23 protein-coding genes are annotated in these 23,555 nt (G+C 60.5%); 8 read left to right on the plus strand and 15 right to left on the minus strand.

Going from position 1 to position 23,555, the window contains the following annotated elements; all coding sequences use genetic code 11:
* Positions 1-31 precede the first annotated feature (31 nt).
* Positions 32-1,129, plus strand: coding sequence for a hypothetical protein (locus ACTFPK_RS04590; RefSeq protein WP_274778507.1), 1,098 nt, complete (start codon positions 32-34; stop codon positions 1,127-1,129).
* Here ACTFPK_RS04590 and ACTFPK_RS04595 read toward each other — a convergent pair.
* Complete coding sequence (locus tag ACTFPK_RS04595) at positions 1,126-1,797, minus strand: TetR/AcrR family transcriptional regulator (protein WP_164545936.1); 672 nt, start codon at positions 1,795-1,797, stop codon at positions 1,126-1,128. The two genes, ACTFPK_RS04590 and ACTFPK_RS04595, sit on opposite strands and share 4 nt — an antisense overlap.
* Positions 1,798-2,084: 287 nt before the next feature.
* On the opposite strand from ACTFPK_RS04595, the gene rpsF reads away from it, so the two are divergent.
* From rpsF to rplI, 4 genes are all read left to right on the plus strand, one after another.
* Positions 2,085-2,375, plus strand: a complete 291-nt coding sequence (gene rpsF / locus ACTFPK_RS04600) for a 30S ribosomal protein S6 (RefSeq protein ID WP_126135501.1) — start codon at positions 2,085-2,087, stop codon at positions 2,373-2,375.
* A gap of 57 nt (positions 2,376-2,432) precedes the next feature.
* The gene (locus ACTFPK_RS04605) at positions 2,433-2,996 is read left to right on the plus strand and encodes a single-stranded DNA-binding protein (protein ID WP_274778508.1); all 564 of its coding nucleotides are present in this window, start codon (positions 2,433-2,435) and stop codon (positions 2,994-2,996) included.
* A 143-nt stretch (positions 2,997-3,139) separates the two neighbouring features.
* On the plus strand, positions 3,140-3,379 hold the full coding sequence (rpsR, locus tag ACTFPK_RS04610) for a 30S ribosomal protein S18 (protein ID WP_016442031.1): 240 nt from the start codon (positions 3,140-3,142) through the stop codon (positions 3,377-3,379).
* 11 nt (positions 3,380-3,390) lie between these two features.
* A complete protein-coding gene (gene rplI / locus ACTFPK_RS04615) occupies positions 3,391-3,846 on the plus strand; it encodes a 50S ribosomal protein L9 (protein WP_016442030.1) in 456 nt (151 codons plus the stop codon).
* A 105-nt stretch (positions 3,847-3,951) separates the two neighbouring features.
* On the opposite strand, the gene ACTFPK_RS04620 is transcribed toward rplI, so the two are convergent.
* A complete protein-coding gene (locus ACTFPK_RS04620) occupies positions 3,952-5,316 on the minus strand; it encodes an MATE family efflux transporter (RefSeq protein ID WP_274755815.1) in 1,365 nt (454 codons plus the stop codon).
* A gap of 403 nt (positions 5,317-5,719) precedes the next feature.
* Between ACTFPK_RS04620 and dnaB the strand changes: the two genes are divergently transcribed.
* Positions 5,720-7,084 carry a replicative DNA helicase gene (gene dnaB / locus ACTFPK_RS04625; protein WP_126135498.1) on the plus strand — a complete coding sequence of 455 codons (1,365 nt, stop codon included), beginning with the start codon at positions 5,720-5,722 and terminating at the stop codon, positions 7,082-7,084.
* Positions 7,085-7,205: 121 nt separating this feature from the next.
* On the opposite strand, the gene ACTFPK_RS04630 is transcribed toward dnaB, so the two are convergent.
* From ACTFPK_RS04630 to ACTFPK_RS04655, 6 genes are all read right to left on the minus strand, one after another.
* Complete coding sequence (locus ACTFPK_RS04630) at positions 7,206-8,429, minus strand: serine hydrolase domain-containing protein (protein WP_274755816.1); 1,224 nt, start codon at positions 8,427-8,429, stop codon at positions 7,206-7,208.
* Positions 8,426-9,148, minus strand: a complete 723-nt coding sequence (locus ACTFPK_RS04635) for an HD domain-containing protein (protein WP_274735570.1) — start codon at positions 9,146-9,148, stop codon at positions 8,426-8,428. The genes ACTFPK_RS04630 and ACTFPK_RS04635 overlap by 4 nt, the downstream gene beginning before the upstream one ends.
* Positions 9,149-9,187: 39 nt before the next feature.
* On the minus strand, positions 9,188-9,757 hold the full coding sequence (locus ACTFPK_RS04640; RefSeq protein WP_274755817.1) for a YdcF family protein: 570 nt from the start codon (positions 9,755-9,757) through the stop codon (positions 9,188-9,190).
* Between the two features lie 3 nt (positions 9,758-9,760).
* Positions 9,761-10,564, minus strand: a complete 804-nt coding sequence (gene thiD, locus ACTFPK_RS04645) for a bifunctional hydroxymethylpyrimidine kinase/phosphomethylpyrimidine kinase (protein ID WP_274755818.1) — start codon at positions 10,562-10,564, stop codon at positions 9,761-9,763.
* Positions 10,565-10,757: 193 nt separating this feature from the next.
* Positions 10,758-11,597, minus strand: a complete 840-nt coding sequence (locus tag ACTFPK_RS04650; protein ID WP_439911195.1) for an aldo/keto reductase — start codon at positions 11,595-11,597, stop codon at positions 10,758-10,760.
* Positions 11,598-11,839: 242 nt separating this feature from the next.
* Positions 11,840-12,094 (minus strand): 50S ribosomal protein L7/L12, encoded by a 255-nt coding sequence (locus tag ACTFPK_RS04655; protein WP_274735574.1) that lies wholly within the window; start codon positions 12,092-12,094, stop codon positions 11,840-11,842.
* Between the two features lie 139 nt (positions 12,095-12,233).
* Here ACTFPK_RS04655 and ACTFPK_RS04660 point away from each other — a divergent pair, with 139 nt between their 5' ends.
* Entirely contained in the window at positions 12,234-13,601 is a 1,368-nt protein-coding gene (locus ACTFPK_RS04660; RefSeq protein ID WP_439911196.1) for an alpha/beta fold hydrolase, read from the plus strand.
* A 57-nt stretch (positions 13,602-13,658) separates the two neighbouring features.
* Here ACTFPK_RS04660 and ACTFPK_RS04665 read toward each other — a convergent pair whose 3' ends face one another.
* Positions 13,659-14,333: a 1-acyl-sn-glycerol-3-phosphate acyltransferase gene (locus ACTFPK_RS04665; RefSeq protein WP_439911197.1), complete on the minus strand. Its 675-nt coding sequence runs from the start codon at positions 14,331-14,333 to the stop codon at positions 13,659-13,661.
* Positions 14,334-14,432: 99 nt separating this feature from the next.
* Positions 14,433-15,758, minus strand: a complete 1,326-nt coding sequence (gene ilvA / locus ACTFPK_RS04670; protein WP_439911198.1) for a threonine ammonia-lyase IlvA — start codon at positions 15,756-15,758, stop codon at positions 14,433-14,435.
* A 76-nt stretch (positions 15,759-15,834) separates the two neighbouring features.
* Here ilvA and ACTFPK_RS04675 point away from each other — a divergent pair, with 76 nt between their 5' ends.
* Entirely contained in the window at positions 15,835-16,533 is a 699-nt protein-coding gene (locus ACTFPK_RS04675) for an adenylate cyclase (RefSeq protein ID WP_039898187.1), read from the plus strand.
* Positions 16,534-16,610: 77 nt separating this feature from the next.
* On the opposite strand, the gene ACTFPK_RS04680 is transcribed toward ACTFPK_RS04675, so the two are convergent.
* From ACTFPK_RS04680 to ACTFPK_RS04700, 5 genes are all read right to left on the minus strand, one after another.
* Entirely contained in the window at positions 16,611-18,311 is a 1,701-nt protein-coding gene (locus tag ACTFPK_RS04680) for an ABC-three component system protein (protein WP_439911200.1), read from the minus strand.
* Positions 18,298-18,552, minus strand: a complete 255-nt coding sequence (locus tag ACTFPK_RS04685; RefSeq protein WP_439911201.1) for an ABC-three component system middle component 6 — start codon at positions 18,550-18,552, stop codon at positions 18,298-18,300. The genes ACTFPK_RS04680 and ACTFPK_RS04685 overlap by 14 nt, the downstream gene beginning before the upstream one ends.
* Positions 18,536-19,489 carry an ABC-three component system protein gene (locus ACTFPK_RS04690; RefSeq protein ID WP_439911202.1) on the minus strand — a complete coding sequence of 318 codons (954 nt, stop codon included), beginning with the start codon at positions 19,487-19,489 and terminating at the stop codon, positions 18,536-18,538. Before ACTFPK_RS04690 ends, ACTFPK_RS04685 begins: the two co-directional genes overlap by 17 nt.
* A gap of 692 nt (positions 19,490-20,181) precedes the next feature.
* Positions 20,182-21,438, minus strand: coding sequence for a GIY-YIG nuclease family protein (locus ACTFPK_RS04695; protein WP_439911203.1), 1,257 nt, complete (start codon positions 21,436-21,438; stop codon positions 20,182-20,184).
* Complete coding sequence (locus ACTFPK_RS04700) at positions 21,438-23,555, minus strand: DEAD/DEAH box helicase (RefSeq protein ID WP_439911205.1); 2,118 nt, start codon at positions 23,553-23,555, stop codon at positions 21,438-21,440. The genes ACTFPK_RS04695 and ACTFPK_RS04700 overlap by 1 nt, the downstream gene beginning before the upstream one ends.

Below are 23,555 nucleotides of genomic sequence, written 5' to 3' on the forward strand. Positions count from 1 at the left end.
GTGTTGGCCACCCGCGTTTTAGACTGACCTCATGAAAATCTATCCCTTCTGGGCGCGGGAGAGCGCCCCGGTATCTACCACGTCGGGGCCAGCCACGGTGGCGCAATGGGGCTGGTCCGCCAACTCGGAAGAAGAGGCGCAAAAAGTCGCGGCAGCGCGATTGCATCGCCTCGTTGATCGCATCGCTGAACTCGGTCATTTTCCCCGCGAACGCCAAGCTCGCGCGGAATACTATCCGGGCACCCCGCTGCGCGAAGAGATCCTGTCCGTCCTCAGCAGGGAGAACGGCACCCCTACCTGCGCGATCACCCGAAATCGCTACGGAGCAGAGGTTCTCAATACCGCAGATATCCTCATCGCGGATGTGGATGTTCCCGAATTAGAAGAGGTGGCCCGCGCGCGAGGCGGCAAACGGGCCGGCGGGCGAGCCGCAGGTTCTCAGAACAAACCCGGTTTCCTCGCCCGACTTTTCGGTTTCGGCGCGAAGAAGCAGGAGCGGCCCGCCGGCTCTGCTTTCGAGCCCGGACCGGGTGCGGCACCTGCTCTCGCACCGGAACCGGCATCGGTAACCGCGGCGAACACCGCTCCCGGTTCCGCCTCCATCCCGGGGCTCATCACCGAAACAGCGCCGGTACGCCAGCATATGATCGAAGCCGAACTCATTGCCTTTGATCGTATTGAACATTTCGCGCGTCTCAATGCGGCCTGGCCGATTTTCGTCTACCGCACTTTCAAAGGTTTCCGCGTGATCGTGGCTGTCGAGGGTATCGCCGCGGACTCCGGGGAAGCGCAGATGATCCTCAATCAGCTCGGTTCCGACCCGCTCTATATGCGGTTGTGCCGGGTGTACGAATCCTACCGGGCGCGCCTCACCGCCAAACCCTGGCGAGTCGGGATCGCGGCGCCCAGCGTGCGTTGGCCCGAGTACGATGCGTCGTCGGCGCTATGCGATCCGGCTGCGCGCGAGGAAATGTCACGGTGGTTGATGCGGTACGACGCCGCCCGCGCCGGCTACGCCACCACGCGCTTCATTGCTGCCTTCGGGCCTTCTCCTACCGGGCGCGCGGCGGAGATGGTGGCTGTGCACGCACGCGCTACCGGTGCGGAATCCGGCCTGCCACTCGCCTAGAGCTGGAGGGTGCCCGCCCACTGGTTGGCCACCGTATCGAGGTAGCCGAGGTGATCGTCGAAAAGCCCGGCGTACCTTTCGGTCATCTCCAGGGTGATGGTTCCTACCAGTTCGGTCCACGCGCGGATCACGGAGACGATGAGGCCGTCCGGTAGTTCAGCCAGCTCCGCATCAAGAGACCCGAAAGTCATGCGGATGCGCCACAGATCCACCCCGAGCGCCCGGGTTTCGGGGCCTGTCAGGGCTTTATTGCGCCCACCTTTGGCGATGCGGGCCAATTCGAGGGGGACGCGCAGGGCCGCGGCCGTGGTCATTTCCGGATTGGAAAAATCAATCGCGCTGGCCCCATAAATAAGGGAGAAACGATTCGGGTAATCAAGGGCCCAGGTGTGGGCGGCGCGCCAGGCCGCCACCCAGCGTTCCCGCCCTGACATTTTTTGATCCGCAGCCCGGCGCATCGCCCCGGCCAGGTCACGGTAGGCTTCGGCCGCCAGGGTGGTGAGGAGTTCTTCGCGGGAGCGTACGTGGCGGTAGGGAGCACCCGGGGAAAGCTCAAGGGAGCGAGCAATCGCGCGCATGGAAAGCTGTTCGGCCCCGGCGCGGTCAAGCTGCGCGCGGGCCGCATCCAACAGCTTTTCCCGCGTGGTGGGTGCTTCACCTTCACTCATAGCTCGCTCCTGTGTTTGTGCCCGGTAGGTCGCCACAATCGCGGTGGAGCGACCTAGGGAAAGTCTACCGTTCCCCATGCGTGCAGGGCCGGGATTCTCACGGAAATACGGGCGAAAAGGCGTGGGCCGCTCCATATTTAACCATCTGGAAAACAATGCCGGTACCGGCTAGACTGAGGGACTGACCTATCTGTTCGCGGGCGTCAGCATGCGGATGGGCGGGTCAACGCATAACCCTTCTGCCGCGGACGGACCGCGGCCGTTTAGACCAGAGGAGGTGGGTAGACATGCGTGAATACGAGATGATGATCATCCTTTCTCCGAACGTTGACGAACGTAATTTGTCGACCAACGTTCAGAAGCTGCTCCAGGTTGTCCCCAATGAGGGCGGCGAACTGGAAAAGGTCGATATTTGGGGCCGCCGGAAGCTTGCTTATCCCATTAACAAGCACTCGGAGGGCATTTACGTCGTCGTCGATATGAAAGCGACTCCCGCAACCGCAAGCGAACTTGACCGCCAGCTCGGCCTCAACGAGGACGTGCTCCGCATCAAGCTCCTGCGTCGCGACGAAAAGTAAACGTACCACCAGCGTAAGAACCGAATCTGAGAAAACAACGGGGTAAAAGGAGCGATTATGGCAAACGAACCGGTCATTACGATCGTCGGTAACCTCACCGCCGATCCGGAAATGCGTTTCACGTCAGGTGGTGTGGCGGTCGCGAGCTTCACGGTTGCTTCCACCCCGCGCAAGCGCAATGCCCAAACAGACCAGTGGGAAGATGGCGAACCAATGTTCGTGCGGTGCTCGGCGTGGCGTGACTACGCGGAGAACGTCGCTGAATCGCTGTCGAAGGGCATGCGCGTGCTGGTAACGGGCCGGCTGACGGTCAATCGTTACCAGACCCAGAACGGAGAACAGCGCGAAGGTCTGGAACTTCAGGTTGATGAAATCGGGCCCTCGCTGCGCTACGCCAAGGCCCAGGTCACGAAAACCAGTGGCGGCGGTAATTACAACCGCGGCAACCAGGGTGGCTACGGCCAGAACCAGGGCGCTCCGAGCGGTCAGGGCGGGCAGGGCTCCTACGGGGGTCAGGCCAGCTACAACGCTCCGCAGGGCGGCTCGGCTTACGATCCGTGGAGCCAGCAGCCGCAAGCCCCGCAGGGCGGTTCCGCTTTTGACGATATGCCCCCGTTCTAAATACGCGTTCTAGATTTCCGGGATTACGCACACACCAGTTATTGACATTTTGACTCGGGCCACTGCCCCGCGGCGCGCAGAAAAAGCGCGGTAGTTGCGGGAGCTTCGGTAGGCATGAGTCGCAGCAACACAAGGAGACAACTATGGCGAAGGGACATCTTCGCAAGCCGTTGAAGCGGAAGACCGCTCCGGTGAAGGCCATCAAGGTCGGCAATATTGACTACAAGGACACCGCTACGCTGCGCAAGTTCATTTCGGACCGCGGCAAGATCCGCGCCCGCCGCGTGACCGGTGTCAACGTTCAGGAGCAGCGCAAGATCGCCAAGGCGATTAAGAACGCCCGTGAGATGGCTCTGCTTCCCTACTCGAGCAACGCTCGCTAAGGAGGCACATAATGAAGCTCATTCTTACGCACGACGTCGAACGCCTCGGCACCGCCGGTGACGTTGTCACCGTCAAGGACGGCTACGGCCGTAACTACCTGCTGCCGCGCGGCTACGCCACTCCGTGGACCAAGGGTGCTCAGAAGCAGATCGATCAGATGGCCGAAGCGCGCCGCAAGCGCTCCATCACCGATCTGGAAGCCGCGCACGCGCTGCGCGATGCGCTTAACGAAGCTGTGGTGCAGGTAAAGAAGGCCGCCGGTGAAAATGGCCGCCTCTTCGGCGCGGTGACCTCCAAGGACATCGCTGAAGCCGCTACCGAAACCGTGGGCAAGCCGGTGGATAAGCGTTGGATCACGCTGGCATCCCCGATCAAGTCCCTGGGCAGCTACACCGCTAAGGTGCGGGTGCATGAGGATGTCACGGCATCCCTCCAGGTGGATGTGCTGCGCGCACCCAAGAAGTAATAGCTGATAGCTAGTTCATCAGCACGCGAAGGCGGGGGAGAACCTTAGTGGGACTCCCCCGCCTTTGTGCTGCCGTCGCCTTTGTGCTGCCGTGCCCGCTCTCGCCTAGCTCCCTAGCTGCACCCACTTTTCCCCGCGCACCCGCAGGTACATGGGCAGCGCCCGGGCGCTCATGCACACCCCGGCATAGCCGATCCACAGCCAGATGAATCCCGTTTGCCCGGAGGTCCATTCCAGCAGTCCGAGCACCATCGGCCCGTACAGGGCGAGGGGGATAAACATCATCCACGCCAAGGTCGTGAGGTCGCCCGCGCCGATGAGGACGCCGTCGAGAATAAATGCAACCGAGGCAATCGGGAAAAATACCGCGATAACGAGGAGGCCCCAGAAGGCTAGCCAGCGCACGTCGCCCGCGGTGCTCATGATCCGCACGATAAGCGGCGAGGTGAGGACGGTAGCGGCCCCCAGCACCGCACCCACGCTCATGCCGCGCGTCAGGCAGCGCCCGAGCACTACCCGCAGGCGCGATTCGTCGCCGGCGCCGGAGGCTTGGCCCACGAGGATTTGGGCGGCCATGGCGAGGGCATCCAGCCCGTAGGAGGCGAAATTCCAGATGGTCATGGTGATTTGGTTCGCGGCGAGCGCTTCGGTGCCGAGTTGGGTCGCTCCGGTGATTTGCAGCAGGATAAGCACGCGCAGCACCGCGGACCGCACGATGAGAGGTACGGAATCGTGGAGGGCGCGGAGCACACCCACTCCGCGCGGCGCGAGCGGGGCGTGGTGCTCGCGCGCATGATGTACGACGACGCCGGTCAGTACTACACCCATAACCGTTTGCGCCGCCGCGGTACCGATTCCGGCTCCCGCCAGGCCCAGCCCGGCAGGGTAGATGAAAACAAAGTTGAGGGGAATATTGACGAGTGCCCCGAGTACCGAAACTTTGAAGGGCGTGGTGGTGTTCCCCAGCCCGCGCAGGGTTCCGGTGGCGGCGAGGACGACGAGCATACCGGGGAGCCCCGCGGCGGAAAAACGCAGGTAGCGTGCCCCTTCGGTGACGACGATTCCCTCTGCTCCGAAGATCTCCAGAATCTGGGGTGCCCAGATAGCTAAGACCGCGCCGAGTAGCACGCCCAGGGTACCGGCCAGCCAGAGCCCGTCCATGCCTTGGGAAAGGGCGGCTTTCATGCGCACAGCTCCCACGTAGCGGGCGGTGGCGGAAGTGGTGGCGTAGGCCAGGAAAATGCATAGCCCAACGAGGGTGGTGAGAATAGTGGAGGCGAGGGCGAGGCCGGCTAGCGGCCCGGTGCCCAGGTGGCCGACCATCACGGTATCGGTGGCAACGAGGAGTGGCTCAGCCAGGAGGGAGCCGAGGGAGGGAAGGGCCAGGCGTGCGATCTCGCGGTCGATAGCGTGCTTGGTGGTGGCGCGGTCGCCGGTGGGCCTGTTGGAATTGTTCTCGGGTGTCGTCACGTCCGCTAGCTTAGCCGAGCCCGGGTGAGGCCGCCGGTTTCAGGGCTGCCAGCCGCAATTGGCCTCAGCGGCACCCGTAAGCTCCCGGCCACCGGTACTTGAGGAAAGCCTCAACGTGAGCGACCTCACGGCCCATGAGTGTGGAGAACTTGGGGCCGCATCTTTCCACAGTTGTGGACAAACTTGGGGACGGAATACCGGGGATTTCCCCCACTCCATCCACAGTTGTGGATAGTTGTGGGTACAAATGGTGAACAATCCCCAAGCTATCCACAGTTTGTCCACCGGTTATGCACGGATCCACCGGCGTGTTTACACATCCGCGCGGGGGAATTAACTTGAAATTCACCTCGTAAACGCGTTACGAAAGCCAGTGGAGATCTATTGCCGAGAAAGGGAAGCTATGTCCGTCGTCAACAACGGTGCAAAGATGCAGGGGTCATCTTTTGAACGTACCCCTCCCCAAAATCTCTCGGCCGAACAATCTGTTCTGGGCGGAATGCTGCTCTCCAAAGACGCTATTGCCGATGTGGTAACCGTGCTAACCGCCGATGATTTTTACCAGCCCTCCAACGCCACGGTGTTCACGGTCATCCTTGAGCTTTTCGGGCGCGGGGAGCCGGCAGATGCCATTACCGTGGGCGCGGAACTCAAAAAACGCGGGGATCTGGAGCGCATTGGCGGGCTGCCGTATTTGCATACTCTGGTCGCCTCGGTACCCACGGCTGCGAATGCCGGGTATTACGCGAATATTGTGCGTGAACAATCCCAGCTGCGCGGCTTGGTGGAAGTGGGTACCCGCATCGCCCAGCTCGGCTACACCACTGACGGAGCGGATGTTATGGGTCTCATCAATATGGCCCAATCGGAGGTTTTTTCCCTCGGTCAATCGCGGGAGGCTACGGATTACGCCACGATGGCGGAAATCGTTCCCGGGCTGCTGGATGAATTGGAGAAAAACGCGGAACGCGCGGGCCAACTAGAAGGGGTGGCCACCGGGTTTATTGACCTGGATGCCAAGCTTAACGGTTTGCGCGCCGGGCAGATGATTATTGTGGCGGCCCGCCCGGGTGCGGGTAAGTCTACGCTCGCCATGGATTTTTGCCGGCAGGCTGCCATCCACAATCACCAGCCGGTGGTCTACTTCTCCCTGGAAATGAACCGTACGGAACTGTCCATGCGTTTGCTCGCTGCCGAGGCGGGAGTTTTCCAAGATCGCATGATTAAAGGTGAGATGACGCAGCAGGATTGGGACAAAGTCGCCGGCGCCGTCGAACGTATTTCTACCGCGCCGCTTATTGTGGATGATTCTCCAAATCTCACCTTGCCGGAAATCCGCGCAAAATCGCGCCGCCTCAAGCAGCAGCACGATATTCAGATGATTGTGATCGACTACCTGCAGCTTTTGGCTTCGGCTGGGCGGGTTCCAGAATCACGCCAGCAGGAAGTCTCGGAGTTTTCACGCTCGATTAAATTGCTCGCTAAGGAATTGGAGATCCCTATTATTGCGGTGGCGCAGCTCAACCGTGATTCGGAAAAGCGAAATGATAAGCGCCCCCAGGTGGCTGACCTGCGTGAATCGGGTTCTTTGGAGCAGGATGCCGACGTCGTCCTTCTTATCCACCGCGATGATATGTACCACCAGGATTCGGAGAAGGCCGGGCTCGCGGAAGTCATTATTGGCAAGCAGCGTTCCGGGCCTACCGGCACGGTGGAGGTGGCATTCCAGGGCCACTACGCGCGTTTCGCGAATCTTGCCGAAAACTAAATCCGAGCCGAAACAGTCGCGGGGGCGCGCTGCGCATATGCAACGCGCCCCGCGCAAAATACTATTTATTCCCGGTGCTGTGCCGGTGGGCTAGCTACGCCAAGCTAGCTGCCCGATCTAGCTACGCCAATTCAAGGCTGTCTCGCACCGCGGCCAGGAGGCGGCAGACGCGCGCCTGCGGCAGCGGCTCGGAGGAAAGCTGGTTCTCCACGTAGGAGAAGGAGATTCCGGTACCCGGGTCCGCGAAGGAAAGGCAACCGCCGCGCCCGTTGTGTCCGAAGCTGCCGCGGGAGAGCATGGGCTCGCGCTGGCTGCCCAGCTGGAAGACCAGCCCGTAGCGGGAGGTCGAATCACACAGGACTTCGTCGAAGCCTTCGGCGCGGGTGGCTGAAACCGCGGTGATGAGCTCGGCATCGTAGCGCGCATAGCGCCCGTCGCAGAACGTCGCGTAGAGGGTTGCCAAGGAGAGTGCGTCGGCATGCCCGTTAATAGAGGGCATTTCCGCGTCGAGGAAATGCGGATCGGTGATGGCCGAATCGGTGTCCTGCGGGGATTGGTAGGCGTAGGAGGTTGTGGAGTTCGGATCGGCCTGGGCCTGGCGCAGCGCCCCGCCCCAGCCCTGGGTGCGCGGGCCCCAGAAATGCTTGGCGATGCGGGAACGCTCGGATTCCGGGCAGCCAATCCACACGGACAGGTTGAGGGGCGCCCGGAAGTTTTCTTCCAGGTAGTGCTTCGGGGTGAGCCCGGAAACCCGCCGCACCAGCTCTCCGGCCAGGTAGCCCATGGAGAGCGCGTGGTAGCCGTGTTTGGTGCCGGGCTCCCAGCGCGGGGCCTGGGCCGCGAGCTCGGAGGTAATCAGGTCCCAATCGAAAAGTGCGCTCGCGGGCAGAATATGGTCAAAACCGGGCAGCCCGGCGGAGTGGCTGGCCAGCTGGCTCACCCGAATATCTTCCTTGCCGTTGGCGGCAAACTCCGGCCAGTAGTCAGCCACGCGGGCATCCGGGTCGATGAGGCCGCGCGCCACACAGTCCGCGAAGCAGATCCCGGTCAGGCCCTTCGTTTGCGAGAAAATAAGCTGCACCGCGTTATCCGGGTAGGGCGTGCGTTCCTCGATAGGATCTTCAACGACGGCGCCATCGGCCACCCCGCCTCCGGTATTTGCACCGGCGGGCGGATTCCAGCCCCCGTAAATATTGACCACGGGTTCGCCGTGCCAGAGCACCGCGATTTGCCCGCCGCGATCTTGGTTGGTGGCGATGGAGGCGGCGAAAGCGTCTACCACTCGCGCAAATTCCGGGGCGTAGGAGCCGCGGATGGAATCGCGCGCCTGCGTGAATGTTGTCATGGATTCCTCCTAGAGTGCGCCGAGGGTATTGACTCGCCCTCGGCAAGGTCCATATACGGGTGCGCGCTGGCTAGCTGCTCACGCATCCGGGAAAAGTAATACTCCTGAAATTCCAGCGCTTCAATCCAGAGGCGTTGCGCGCTGCGGGTGGCGCAGCGGTAGTGGCGCTCGCGGCCCAGGCGCGCCAGGTATCCGTCAATAAAATCAAGTTGTTCCGGGAGCGGCATGGCGTCCATATTGTGATACAGCAGGGTGTCGTGGATGCGGTAGACGCTGAAACGATCCACGTTATCGCAGTCGCCAACCGAGCGCGCCAGCACGCTGGCTTCTTCCGGATATTCGCGATGGCCGGGGTATTCGGGGGAATCTTCCGGATATTCGCTGCGGCCATCGGTGTGCATGGCGATGCCCTGGCAGATCTCCGTGACCTCCGCTTCCGGCATGCCTAGACTTGCCAAAAACGGGCGGATGATGCGTGCGCCGGCGCGGCCGTGGTCTACCGGGCGGGCGGAATCAAATTTCCCGACGTCGTGCAGGAGGCAGGCAATTTCTAGGGTATGTACCGCCAAGCCTTCTGACATGGCAACTCCGCGCCCGATGGCCGCCACTCGTAAACAGTGTTCATAGCGGTAGCGGCGGGCGCGCGGGCTGGCCGGGGCGCCTTCCAGGTGCTCACGCAGGAACGCGAGGGCGGGGCGTAGGTACGGATTCGTTGTCACGTTTCTATTGTGGCACGGCACGCGGGCTCCCTTCCGTACTTAAGTGCTACGACGACGCCGCTTGCGCACCCGGCGCGCCAGCACCCGCGCCAGGTAAATCCCCACCGCGCCCAGTTCCCAGATGAGGGCTTTCGGGGTGGTGGAAGGAGCGAGGCTGGCTCCGCGCATGACGGGGGTGAAGCGGTATTTCACGGCGAAATACCGGGCCCGCGGCACGTGCTGCCAGGAGGTCACGATCACCGCGGCGATGGTGCCATCGGGGAGCAGCCCGGGAATCGGAGTGCGCCCGCGGAGCAGCGCGGCGCAGTCTCCCATATTCTCTTCGGTGGTGCGCGAGTGGCTTTCTACCAGGAGCGCGCTGCGGGGTACTGCGCGGGCGGCAAGCCAGGAGGCCATGACCTGGGCTTCGCTGGGCACGCCGGGTGAGGCCCGCCCACCCGAGCAGATGAGGGCGGGGTGTGCCCCGCGCGAGCGGGCATAGCGATATTCAGCCAGCGCCCGCGCCAGGCGGCGCTTCAAACTACCGCTGGGCACAAAACCCACGCGGGTGTGCACGATCCGGCCGCCCAGCACAATAATGACCGGAACGGCCGGATCGATGCCGGGCATGGCTTAGTCCTGATCCCGGTAAGCGCCCTGCCACACGGTAGCGAAGGGGGTATTGGCTTCCACGCGGGCCTTAATGCCGGCGGTCACCATATTCTTCGCGCGCTGCACGGCTTCGTGGATCTCCACGCCCTTGGCCAGTTCCGCGGTGATGGCGGCGGCCAGGGTGCAGCCGGCACCCGAAACGCGTTCCTCACCGATCTTCGGGGCGCGGTAGACGGTGGCTTTCTCCCCATCCCAGAGAACATCCACGGCATCCGGGCCGGGGAAATCAATCCCGCCCTTGACCACCACGTACGTGGGGCCGAGCTCACCGATGCGCTTGGCGGCTTCGATGAGATCCTCCTCAGTTTCCAGCGCATCCAAACCGGAGAGGGTGCGTGCCTCAAAATTATTCGGGGTGGTGACGGTGGCGAAGGGAAGAATCTTGGTGCGCAGCGCATTATCGGTATCCAGCGCCTGGCCGGGTTCCTGACCCTTGCAGATGAGAACCGGATCCACCACCACATTGTCCCAATCCTGGGAAGCGAGCCCGGCGCGTACCGCCTCAATAGTATCCGGGTGGCCGAGCATACCGACCTTGGCGGTGCGAATATTCTGGGAGCGCAGCGCCGCTTCCATCTGAGCGCTGATCACTTCCGGAGAGACGGGCACGAAGCGATGGTTCCAGTTATTCTTCGGATCGAAGGACACGATACACGTGAGCGTGCCCATGCCGTACACCCCGAGTTGCTGGAAGGTTTTTAAATCAACTTGGAATCCAGCACCGCCGGTAGCTTCCGATCCGGCGATGGTGTATGCAAAATACATTCCGCTCCTTTTCCTTACGGGTTCCCGGCACGGTGACGTTCACCTGATATTCCGCCCCGGCCCATCGGGGCGTGACCTGCCTTTCACCACTTCTATGCTAGCGAAGGGCTACGACATCTTTATGGGGCGTTTTATGCGCTGGACACCAAATCCGAGGGCGTTAGCCCAGCTCATTCAGCTAGCGTGGCAGCAGTTATTCTCCGTTTCGCCGGAAGGTATCCGGGTGGCGCCCGGTGCGCCCGGCTTCGAAACGATCCATATTGTCGATTTCTTCCGCTTCTTCTTTGAGGAGCATGTACTCCAAGCAGGCCAGGTTTTCAGCCAGGTGCGCGGTGGAGGATGCCCCGGGGAAAACGATTCTCCCGCGCGAGAGGTGCCAGAGCAACACCAGTTGGGCAACGGTGCATCCCTTAGCTGCCGCAAGCTCGGCAAGCACGGCGTCGTCGTTCACAGCGCCGCGCGCCAGCGGCGCCCACGCTTCCACGCGAATCCCGGCGGCGGTGCAGTACTGCGTGACTTCGGCGTTCTGGAAATAGGGGTGCGCTTCGATTTGGTTGACGGCGGGCTGGATATGCGCGGCGAAACGCAGCGCTTCGAGGTGGTGACGCTCGAAATTGGATACGCCAATCGCCAGGGCGCGTCCGTCGGCCACGAATTCCTCCATGACCTGGTACGCCTCCACGTAATCGCCGCTGAGCATGGGCCAGTGGATGAGGAAAAGATCAACGTAATCGGTGCCGAGCTCCGCGAGTGAACGCGCGAACGTTTCCCGCACGGCGCGCGGGGCGTGATTGGGGTTATCGAGTTTCGTGACGAGGAAAATATCTTCGCGATCCACGCCGGATTCCGCGATTGCCTGGCCGACCGCGGCTTCGTTGCCGTACATTTGCGCGGTGTCGATATGCCGGTAGCCCATGGCGAGTGCCTCGCGCACGGCCCGGCGCGCGGTGGCCTCGTCCATGCGGTAGGTTCCGATTCCCAGTTGCGGAATCCAATGGCCGGAATTGAGGGGAAGGAGCGGGATTGTTGTCATGGCTCTATTCTTGCAGAAGGTACGACGGCGCAGCCGCACTCTGGCACCCGGCCAGCTACTCTAACATTGTTAGAGTAGCTTTAGAGTAGCTTCGGGAGAGCCCGAGAAAACGTTGCTATGGCGCGGATTTCTACTCTCACACCGGATGTTAGAGTACTTTAGAGTAGATGTGAGAGTAGCTGTTATAGCTACCAGGAAGCCGCGAGCCACCCGCCCCGGCGCCCGGGTGGCTTACTCACAGCTCAGAGCGAATCGATGGCATTTTTGGCGGTCACCAAATCCGCGCCGGTGCGCTCGCGGTAGGCTTTGATGGCCTCGACCGTGCGCCCACTGGCAGCCAAAGCACGTTCTTCAGCGCTGACCCCGTAGTCAGCTGCGGCGTCGTCGCCCGAAACAGTTCCCAACCGCGCCCGCAACTGCGCGATAACCGCGTGCAGGCGTTTATTTTCCTTCCGTAAGCGCTCAATTTCCGCAGCTTGATCGAACCACTTACCCACAGTTCCTCCTCGAACGTGCCGCCTTCGCATTGACCGTACGTATTTATTATTCTAACTTCGCGCCCGTCGCGGCCCCGCAGAAATGAGAGCTACCGTACAGCCGGCGAGAACTGCGCCTCGCTCAGGTAATCTTCACGGTATGAGCGCGGTTACCTATCGTTTTCAGGGCTACACAGTCATCGAGCACCGCATCCAGGTGCCCCTTGATTACTTTGGTGCGTTCACCGAGCTGCCCCCGGATGAAAATATCGCCCATGTTCCCGCTACTATCACGGTGTTTGCGCGGGAAATCGTGCGGGCCGGCCGCGAGGATGCGCCGCGATTGGTGTATCTGGAAGGCGGGCCGGGTCACGCGGCACCGCGCCCGGCGGGGCTGAGCGGGTGGCAGGACCTGCTACTCAACCACTATCGCCTCGTCCTGCTCGATGAACGCGGCACCGGCAATTCGTATCCGCTTGATTCCCTCACCATTACCGCGGCCGGCAGTCCCGCCGCCCAGGCAGCGCTGCTGTCCTGTTTCCGCCAGGACTCTATTGTGAACGACGCCGAACACCTGCGCCGCCACCTCCAAGGCGATGAACCGTGGAGCGTGCTGGGGCAAAGCTTCGGGGGTTTCGCCGCGGTTTCCTATCTTTCCTACGCACCCGTGGGGCTGCGCGAAGTCATGATCACCGGCGGGCTACCCAGTCTGGACGAGGGCCCGCAAGCCGTGTACCGGCAGACTTTCCCGCGGCTGGCCGCCCGGCACCGCGCCTATTTCGAGCGCTACCCGGATGACGAAGATACCGCCTGGTATATCGCCACCCACCTGGCGGATGTGGAAGAAATTCTGCCTACCGGGGAGCGCCTCACCCCGGCGCGGTTCCGCCAGCTCGGCCAGCGCCTCGGCTTCACCCACGGCTTCGAGCAGCTCCACTACCTGCTTGAAGACCCGGTCTGGTCCTTCCGCGGGCAACGCCGGTTGCGTCCCGGTTTCCTTCAGCGCGTGGGCGAAGCGGTGTCCGCCGCGCGCGCCCCGCTCTATTTCGCGCTCCAGGAAGCCATTTATGCACAATCCGGCACCGGCCCGCTGGCCTGGGCCGCGCACCGGGTCCGCGGGGAATTCCCCGAATTTGCTATTCCCGCGCTCGCGATGGGCGGGGTGGGAGAAACTGATCTGCGTAAAGAAGGCCACGGTTTCCGCTTCTCAGGGGAAAGTGTTTTCCCCTGGCAGTTCGAGCAGGATCCGGCGCTGCTCCCGCTGCGCGGGGCGGCTAATGAGCTGGCTTTCCGCACGTCCTGGCATGATCTGTATCGCCCTGATGTACTGGGTGGCAACCAGGTGCCGGTGGCGGCGTGGATTTTCCGTGCGGATATGTACGTGCCGGCCGATATTTCCCTGGAAACCGCGGCGCGGATCCGCGGCCTGACCGCGCTGGTGAGTGATGATTACCAGCACGATGCGCTGGGTCGCGATCCGCATACCGTGATCAGCGCGCTGCTCGAGGCGGTGCACCGGGAGCGGTAAACGGTAGCTCAGCGGCCCCGGCCGCTCACGCCGCGCCACCGCGGTAGGTCCCGGCCGCTACTCGGTAATCCCCACCCCGCCGGTTTCCCGATTCATGCGAATCGCAAAAGCGCGTGCTTCGTCCAGGTCGATGCCGTCGAGGAGGTGGGCGCGGGCTGCGGCGTCGTCCTCAGCGCGCAAACGCGGCACCGAGCGCTTCGATCCGTTCTTCCCCACGAAATCGCGGTAAAAATCGCGGATGATGTCCATATCTGCCTCGACGTCGCCGGAAAGGTAGAGGTGCTTCCACCACCCGTACGTTTTAGTGCGCGAATCAATGAAGCCGAGGGTGATGGGCAGGCGCCCGGCCAGGCCCATACGGTAGAAACCGGACTTCCAGTACTGAACGTCCTTCCGGGTGCCTTCCGGTGCGAGCGCCACGCAGAATTCTTCGCTGCGTTCGGCCTGCTCCAGCAGCGAGCCCACGATTCCGCTGGGATGCTTGCGATCCACTGAAATTCCACCGACGGCACGTACCACCGCACCCAGCACCGGGGCCTGCACGAGCGAATTTTTGACCAGGAATTTCATGGAGCGCCCGTAACTCCAAAACGCGACGATATCGTAAATGCCATCCCAATTGGAGGAATGCGGGGCGCCGATGAGGATCGTTTTCGGCGCGAGGGGTTCGTGCACGAACGTCCAACGGGAGCAGGCGCGGAAAATGCGCGCGGCGGCGCTACGGAATGCCATGGGGGTCCTTTCGCGGAGGGTGGCGTCTGGCCGGTATTGTACCCGCTTCTTGCGCAGCGCTTTTAAGTACGACGACGCAGCGCCGGCCAGGTGCCGACCCTAGATAAAGAAACGGAATTCGGGCGATCCGGGTTCGACCTTGTGAATATCAATTCCGGAGCGGTCCATGCGATCCAGCAGGTCAGCGAGGTTTTCCGGGTGTTGTATATCGATACCGACCAGCGCCGGGCCGGTTTCACGGTTGGTTTTCTTCGTGTATTCGAAGTACACGATGTCTTCGTCGGCCACGAGCACGCGGTCGAGGAATTCCTTGAGCGCCCCGGGTTTCTGGGCGAAGGTCACCAGGAAGTAGTGGCGCAGCCCTTCGTAGACCATCGAGCGTTCCAAAATATCGGCATAGCGGGACACGTCATTATTCCCACCCGAAATCACCGCGATGAGCGGGCGTGGCGTGGCGGCGGGATCGGCGCCACTGCCGGAGAGAGCGGCGTCGTCGTTCCCACTAACGCGGGTTTCGACCAGGGTGTTCAGGCGCCCTACCGCGGCCGGGGCGAGTGCGCCGGAAGGTTCGGCAATAATCCCGTCCACCTGGTAGAGGTTGAGCATTTCGGTGCACAGCGCGCCTTCGGGCACGGTGATGAAGCCGTCCACCAGGTCGCGCGCCACGGCGTAGGTGAGGTCCCCCACGCGCGCCACCGCGGTGCCGTCCGCGAAATTATCAACGGAGTCCAGCGTGACCGGCCCGCCCGCGGCCAGAGCGGCCTGCATGGAGGCGGCACCGGTGGGTTCCACCCCGATCACGCGGGTCTGCGGATGCGTATTTTTCACCCAGATCGCGGTGCCGGCCAGCAGCCCACCGCCGCCCACCGGCACCAGCACCGCTTCGGGTTCGAGTCCGCTTTGCTCCACACACTGTTCGTAAGCTTCGGTGATGACGGTGCCCTGCCCGGCGATAATCGGGGCGGCGTCGAAGGGATGCACGAAGGTCGCACCGTGCGCAGAGGCGTACGCCAGGGCGGCGCCGGCCGCGGCGTCGAACGTAGGGCCGCCAATAATCTGTTCCACCCAGGCGCCCCCGATATCGCGGATGCGTTCGCGTTTTTGGCGCGGAGTGGTGGCGGGCAGGAAAATTTTGCCGTGAATCTGCAGGTGGTTGCAGGCGTACGCCACTCCCTGCGCGTGATTGCCGGCGGAGGCGCACACCACCCCGGCGGCGCGTTCCTTCTCCCCGAGCGCGTGAATTGCGTTGTATGCTCCGCGCACTTTATAGCTGCGCCCAACCTGCGTATCTTCGCGTTTGAGGTAAACGGGCCGGCCGAGGGCGGCGGAGAGGCGCTCGGATAGCTGCAGCGGGGTGCGGCGCACCGTGCCCGCGAGAGTGCGGGTGGCTGCGGCGATGAGCTCGGGTGAAGGTAATTGAGTCATCCTCCTATTGTGCCGGGATGCGGGTGCGATGGCGTGGCTGTTTCACCACGTGGGTGCGCGCGTCTACGATGGAAGCATGATGGAACCCGGCCACGGCCCCGGCGTCGACGCGGATGCCGATTTCGAATTCGAACGTAAATTCCTGGTGCGTGAGCTCCCCGACGACGTCGCCGAGCACGCCTCCACCCAGGTCATCATCCAGGCGTACACCTTCGCGCAAGACGGCTACGCGGTGCGGGTGCGGGTGCGTTTCCCCGATGCGTTCGTGCCTTTTGATGAGTTCGACGACGCCGCCGACTTCCGCGGTGGTTACGAACGCCGCGCGCTCGCGCGGATGCTGGGGGCGGGATGCCCGGCGAGCGCCTCGGTGGCGGTGAAATCGCCGGTGGTGAGCGCGGAACGCTACGAGAAGGAAATGGAAATTGATACCGATGTGGCCGTGCAGATTCTGCGGCGCTCGGTGGACCTGGTCCTCAAGAATCGTTTCTCCTTGTGGATTGATGAGGATGGGTGGGAATTCGATGCTTTTGGCGGGCAAAACGCGGGGCTCATTATTGCGGAAGTGGAGCGGCGCGCGCCGGTGGTGGACCTGAAAATTCCGGATTTTTGCGCCACCGAAGTTTCCGACGATCTGCGTTTCACCAATGACCATCTTTCCAAGGATCCGTGGATGCAATGGGGTGCGGCCTATATGGAGGAGCTGGATGCGCGCGGGCCGCATTTCCTGGACTTGCGCACGCCACAGCAGCGCGAGCCCGAGGGGGAAGGGGCGTGAGCGCGAGGGCCGGGTGAGAGCCGGCGGGTGCGGGAACTGAGTGTCAGCCGGCGCTTCCTCGATAGGGGAATGGCACTTTAGTCAAAACGGAATCCGAAGAGCCCGCCCGTTTCTCCCGCGTCGGTCAGGACCGGGTCAATGGCGTAGTTGCGGCGCTCAAATCCCTCGTTTTCGGCAGCGGTGAGCCGGTCGGAATTAAGTGTCACGATATATTGGAATCCCACTTCATCGGCAAGCCGCGCGCCGATATTGAGGCAGGAAGCAACCTGCCGGTCATCCATGGAATCAAATAGCTGACTATCGTGCACCAAGATTCGCGGGGCGCGCCCGAGTGGGATCGCCGTAACCACGCAGACCATATCAAGCAGGAAGGTTTTGACCCCTTGGATTCCCGCTGAGGCATCACCGTCAATCTTCGGGATAACTCTCAGGGTGCCTTTGCTTGTCACTTCGATGAGGAGGGACACCTTTCGGTCAGTGTAGATTTCTTCGCCGAGCTTCTGGAAAAGAACCAAGGCGGCTTCGAGGCGAGGCCCGAGATCCTCGATTTCGGTTCGTAGGCCGGCTTCCGCCTCGGCTTCCATAGCGCGTATATGAAGTCTCGTTTTGGTTACGGACTGCACGAACTCAAGTTTTTGCTCCAAGTTGGAGACAAGGCTATCCACCTCGGTGAGTTCATGCTGGGCATGCTGGAATGTTTCTAATGCCATGGAGTCCTGTAAAAGTCTCATGACACGTGCACGTTTCTGGTCGAGGGTTTGGCGCTTGGAGTTTATTTCTTCGAGACGCCTATTCACACTGTGTAACTCTGACTTAAGATACAACTTCCTGTTGCGGATCACGGAAGCGTGGAAAGCAACGACGTCACTGAAACGGCGGGTTGTGGCCTCCGGGAGGGTAATACCGATTTCGGCATACATTTTTTCGAGCTGTTTTAGTCTTGCCGTTTCGGTAACGGGAGGATGTTCTTCCGCTATCGTGAGTTCGATATCCCGCTTTCGCTGCTCAAGGGAGAGCCCTTCGTCGTTGAGATCCCTGATTGCATGCGAAAGGTGGTTTGCCTCTTGCTGGTGGTCAGCATACTGTTCATCTACCCGGAAGACTGAGAGATGAGATTCCAGCCGAGAGCGCTTTTCCCGCGCTTGCGCCAGATCAGCGCGAAGCTCCGATTCACTGAGATTTATATTTCCGAATGAACCATCGGACATGGCCTTTTGAAGGGCCTGCCGATTCTTTTCCAAAGCCGCTATGGCGCTGGCTTTGCCGAGTAGTTCGGGTGAAAATCCCAGAAAGAAACCGATACGAATTCCGGACGCCCAATTAGATTCCGAGCTGTATGTTTTGAGGGGATCTTCGAAGTAGTCCCGAGCTAACTGCCCGAAGAGCTGGCCCACCGTTGGATATTTGGTGGACGTAGGAAGGCTGCATAGCTGCGCGAGTTTACACCTCCACTCGGTAACAGCTGCGGAGGATCCGTCAATGAATACTTTTGTCTGCGGTGATGCCGGCCTTTCAATACGGGTTGTTTTTGTGTAGCCATCCAATCTGAGGTTCGCCCAGAAGGAGTGCTGGGATAGCTGCTGAATCTTGAGACTCTTATTCAGCCTGCCTCCGAGGAGATAGCGCAGTATTCGGATAAAGCTTGTTTTCCCCGCGCCGTTTCGGCTATCACCCGAGGTGGATTCAGCTGTCTTATCCGCGAGCACAATATTCAAGCCGTCATGAAAGTTCAGTTGCTTGAAGCGTTCGTCTGAAGAGCCCAGGTTATGCAGGAACACGGCGTATCACCAACTTTCCCGATTCGTTCCAGGAGAGTGCGTTGATGGCAAAAAGCATGGACAACGCAAGGGAAAACCAATCGAAAGTGATCGTAGTGGTTGTTTGGGATTCACCCGAGGGCTTGGAGATTCTCTCCCAAAGTCCCGAAACGGTTGCCGGTGAATCTAAGAGCTCGATGATACGTGCTCCGACGGTGAGTAAGGCTCGGTCAGGAGTTATTCCTTTAGTGGGAAGCAGCATCGCTCATGTCACCTCCGTTATATGCGCCGGGTGGTTCTTCGAAGATATCGCACGAGTCAAAGAAGTACGCGGTGACAGCATAGACGGCGTTGGCTCGTTTTGTGGAGATATCAAAATCCTGGCCACCGAGTGCGCCGTAGATACGCCGGATGATTTCGCGTACATCATCGGTGGTTTGCCGGGCATCTTCGTAAATTAAGCGGAAACGCCGGGCTTTCTCGTCGCGGAGCTCCGGCTCTGCTTGTTCAGAAAACCATCGGTCAATGCGGTGAGAAAGTAACCGCCCTTCATAGAACTCAGCCCGGGTGATCTCAGGTAGGTTGTTGTAGTCCATTTTGGTTGCGGGAACCGGACGGAGGGTCTCAACACGATCCGGAGTGTTGATATCTACCCCTTCCAGGGAGTTGATCAGTTCCACCATATCGGCGAGCTCAACATTTTGAGCGTGTGGAACTCCTGGAATTACTTCATCTAAGTGCGCTGGCGTCAATAAGTTGACGGCCTTCCGCCAAAGAACATCAGTATTCCACACCTCGAGTTTTATGGAGCGGTGAGGGTGGTGAGCGTATTGGCGCTGGAGGTTCACGAGCGATTTAGTTGCTAGGGGGCCAAACTTGGCGTTTGTGACGAAACGCCAAGTTGTGAAATCACCCCAGGTCTTAAGAGCTCTGGTGAAATCGGATTCAAGTTTGACTTGAGTCTTGTGATCCATATTGGTTGTGGCGCGCTGCCCGTAGCAGGCGTACAGGATTGACCCGTTATCAGCGATTCCGTCACAGCCGCCGTCGCCATGACTTCCCATCGGATCGGGGTTGATGAATACCTCATGGAGGCGGCTCAGAATAGCGGTTACGTAATTCTCGAAAGCTTCGCCGGAAGCGCGGCAGTTATAGTCATGCTTGGCTCGATACCAATCTTTCCATGCGGCGTCGATCATGGAACCATCCCTCCCCTCCTGAACGATATGCGGTGCGCCAAACGGCAATGTTGTGTGGCGATCTGCCGTTCTGCCCCCCAATTCTACGGGGTATCCGAGCGTAGGGCTACAGCCGAATTTCGTTGAATTCGAGTTGAATGTGAGTAATGGCACGGCTGAGGGTGTCTCAAAAACCGCAAGCTTTGTTGCGCGTGCGTTTAGACTTATACAAGTACTCACTCGTTGTTACATTAACGGACCTGTGTCGCCATATTGGCGTGCACACCACGGCATGTGTATCACTCAACCTGAGGTGAACGGGTTGCTTGATCCGGCCGTTGAGGGGCGGCGTGCAAACGCCGCCCCTCTTTATTCTCCGCGGGGTGATAGGGCTTTTGGTTATGTTAAGTTCCGCCGCTGCCCTCCCATGGAAAGCGCAACGGCGGAACTCGTGATCTATAAGGGGTGGAACCCCTGAGGTCTAGTCATCGGCGCTCTCCTGATAATGGAGGGTCAACGTCTGAACCTAATGAAAAAGAGCATAGCGCGCGAGCGGAGGAGAATCTACATTTTGAAGGCCGATGGTTTAGCAACTGTGGAATATCCGCAAGTATTGATTTACGGGGAGAAGGGTGGGTATATTCGCGAGTGGACGCACTTCGGTACTCCACTTCCGAGGCCCGCAAATTTTGCGGGCTTTCGTGTTTTCTGCCCTATACTCCTTTGATTTCGACGAAACTCTCGCTCCCCTTGTCATAGCGGTACCGGGTGTTTTCTCCGTTTTGAATGAGCTCAACGGCGGTGGCGATGGCTTCACGGGGGACGATGAACCATTCGCTCGGGTCGTAGTTTTTGCCCTCGCTATCGATTTGCGAGAGGGATACTTTTACGTCCGCGAAGATCTGGTGAAGCAGGTGCTCTAGTTTCGCAGCATTGACGTCGTAAGTCACGTACGTGTCTACGATTTCGACGGGTGCCATGAGGTAGGTGGGTGATTGTTCGGCGCCAGCGATGCGCTTTTCTACCGGCCTGCGCGAGAACCCTATCTTGTGGAGGTTACGCAGGCTGGAGATTTGCGGATCTGTGGAGAGGGAACGCAGCACATAGATCCACCCGGTTGGAGTTTCGTCCGGGGAAGCTTCGTTGGTAATTTCACTAGAGGCCTCAACATCCGCCGAGGGTTCGGCGTAGGCAAGATCGTAAGCAACATCGGCGGGTTGGGTGATGATCCGGCCGTCTTCCTCTCCCATTCGTCCCGCGAGGGATTGGCGGAAGAGATCAGATTCGGTCCCGTTTTCGAAAATGACGCGTAACCGCTGCCGCGTCCGGATTTCGCCGCCGGTAAGGTGTTTTTCGTCGTCTCCTTGGAAAGCGACATATCCCATGACTCCGTTGAGTACGAAGTACAGGCCCTCACGAATCGCGTTGATACCGGTATCTAGACTCTTATAGGGTTTCTGCTCCACGACCCCGGCCGAAAGCTGTGCATGCTTCGCCTTGAAAAGTGGCTCAAACTTCTCAAACTCTTTTGCTTTCACGCGTTTGGCCACGTAGTCCGGCGTGGCGATAGTCCGCGGAGGCGCAGCGGGGAGCCGGGACACATCGGTAATCCCGTATCCGTCGTCCAGGAGGTTGAACTCATCGGAGGCCAGAACATCGTCAATGCTCTGCGGGGCTTCTTCGCGGGTGAGCAGCCCGAATTCAGTGTCGAGGTCCTTGAGCTTTTCGAGCTTTTCGGGATCGGCACGGATTCCCTCAAGGCGCGCGCCGAGTTTACGCTCCCCGATAGCGCGGGTGTGCGGATCGGGTTCGCGCCCTTCTTTGGCCCGGAAATCCACGATTTCCAGGAAGGCGCGTTCTAGCCGGTCTTTGCTGGTGAAACGCCGCGGGGCCGGAGGTGCGTCAAGCAGCCCTTCGGTATCGGAGGCGAGGATCTTCGCGAATTCTGCTTCAAAATCGAAATCAGCCATTAGTTCTTGTCCCCCTGGGAAGCATCGGCGCCTGCGGTACGTGCCGGCACCGGAACATCTTCGGCATGCTTACCACCGCTGCGCACTGCCGCGGGTTCGCTCTGCTCCACTCCAGCCGCAGCTTCAGCTGCTGCTTCGGCCGCGGCTTTCTCAGCATCATGCTTTGCTTTTTCGCGTTGCAGGATGAGCAGGCCTTCGGCGTACATTTTCTCGGTGGGGTCGTCGCTGCGCACGTCCGGACGGCGGCCATTGACCTTGACCCAGTCGGTAATTGCGGGCCACATTTCCATTGCTTCTTCCGGCTTCAGGGTGATGCGGGTAGCGGCAATGGTGTCCTGGATGATGCGCAGCACCGGGCTGGAGACCTGCTTGGACATCACTTCGAAGGCCTTCTGGAAGGGGTTGATAGATTCGATGAGGTCGATATTGATCTCATCGATATCCACGAACTTGTTCCCCATTTCCACGAAACGCCGGTCGCCCACGGTCCGCACTTCGCCGGATTTGATCACGGAGGAGACCACCACATGCTGGCGGATTTGCTCGACTTCTTTCTCAGTGATGTCAGGGTAGGTTTGGCGAATGATGCGCGGGATAAGCACCTTGTTGATCACTTCGGGTTCCGCAGCTCCAGCCGCGGCCCGCGCCACCTGGTCATCTTGCAAAATATTGGCCTTGAGGTCATCAATGCCGGTGGCGATAATCTCCTTGGCACGCTTCGTCGTGGGCTCCACCAGGCCTTTGACTTCCAGGGTGCCGGGATCTGGGGTTTCGTCTGTGTTCCGCTTGGCTCGGAAGTTGTAGTTCGGGGCAAGCACCTGCTCCATGAGCAGCGCCGCGGTAATCCCTTTCAAAACGTTATTGACGGAGAGCGTCACTTCGTTTTGGGTGGCATCCGGTTCGGCCAGTAGGTTGGTGAATTGGGCGTGGCTTTTCCCGGGGCTATCGCGGGTGACGCGCCCGATGATCTGGATGAGTTCGGTATGCGAGGCACGGTAGCCAACCGTGAGTGCGTGTTCCGCGAAAGGCCAGTCGAAACCTTCTTTCGCCATGCCGAGCGCGATGATGATATCGGCGGCGTCACGATTCTTCGCGGCCACATCAGTCAAGTACACCAGAGTCTTAGCACGTGCTTTCTCATCGCTATCGTCCACGAGGTCCGCGACTCGCAGCACGGCGCCGGTGTCACGCCGCCGCACGAAGATCATGCAGTCATCTCCGGGGAAACGCGGCTCTACCTGCGCAACCTCTTCGGGCGAAAGTACTTCGCCAATAATGTCGAGGATTTTCCCGACTTCTTCGTACTTGTCCTTGGTGGATTCCCCGGAGTTCACGGAGGGGATATGCAGAATGGTTTTCTTGTCGAGGTCCAGCACTTCCGCGATGGCGTCGGTGTAACGGCCCTGGTAGAAGTGGTGGCCGATCCCTAGTGTTTTCAGGTACTGGTAGCCGTTGAGCTGGTCGTAATAGTTGAAGGTAACGGGCGTGAATTTCGCTTCGTCTTTCGGGTCCAGCACGGGCACGGAGTCACCGCGGAAGTAGGAGCCGGTCATGGCGATGATATGCGCGTCTGACTGCTCCATAATGGCGTGCAGCACGGAGCCGAGCCGGTTGTTGTCCAGGTCTGCGGAGACGTGATGGAATTCGTCAATCGCGATCACGCAGCCGTTGAAATCTTCGGGTTTGGCCTGTTCGAAGGCGAAACGCAGGGTGGCGTGCGTGCACACGAGCGTGGCATCCGGCCCTTCCAGGAAACGCAGGAATGCGGCGACTTTCGATTCGTTGCTGCCGGGTGTGCACAGGTTGTTCGCGGGTTTGACGTCCCAGTCCGCGAAGAAGCCGTAGGTGGTGAGGTCGGTGGGCGCGAAGGACGCACCGATGGAGCGTTCGGGTACCGCCACAATCACCTTGCGCCGGCCCTGGTTGAAGAGCTTATCGAGCGCGATAAACATGAGCGCGCGCGATTTCCCGGAAGCGGGCGGCGCCTTGATGAGCAGGTACTGGGAGACGCGCTGTTCATAGGCACGAGCCTGCATTTCCCGCATCCCGAGCTCATCGGTGGCAACCGATTTCCCGGTTTGCGCATAGGTCACGTCCACAACGTTTTCGGTGGCCAC

This window comes from Actinotignum sp. UMB0459, from assembly GCF_051905915.1.
Taxonomy (GTDB): Bacteria; Actinomycetota; Actinomycetes; order Actinomycetales; family Actinomycetaceae; genus Actinotignum; species Actinotignum sanguinis.